This window comes from Bradyrhizobium sp. Arg237L (genome assembly GCF_029990105.1).
Lineage (GTDB): Bacteria > Pseudomonadota > Alphaproteobacteria > Rhizobiales > Xanthobacteraceae > Bradyrhizobium.
Map to the genome: position 1 here is coordinate 1 of NZ_JAQMIL010000248.1, position 353 is coordinate 353.

The window sequence follows — 353 nt, forward strand, 5'->3', positions numbered from 1 at the left end:
TCCAGCGTCTCGTCGCGCTCGGCGAGGCGCTTGTTGAACTCGTCGACGGCCTCGCGATGCTGCTTCTCGGTGTCGCGAACCTGCTTCTTGGCGGCGTCGACCTGGGCTTTCGCCGCGGCCTTGTCCCGCTCGGCGTCGGCCAGCTTGGCCTGCAGCGCCGTCCGCTGGTCCTCCAATTGCCGGGTCTGCAGGGTGGCGCTGCGCAGGGCTTCGCGGAGCCGATCGGTCTCGGCATCGGCGCGGGCGGGTTCGAGAGGCGAACACACCGCGACGGCGGCCGTGAGGAAGGTGAGGATGCGTATCTTCATGATCAGAACTTTGCGTTGAGATCGACCAGCAGGACGTCGACGGCA

1 pseudogene is annotated in these 353 nt (G+C 67.4%); it reads right to left on the reverse strand.

Annotation, left to right across the window (positions count from 1 at the left end):
* Positions 1-308 (reverse strand): annotated as a pseudogene (locus OZ411_RS43190) (hypothetical protein); the annotation flags it as partial.
* Positions 309-353: the final 45 nt, after the last annotated feature.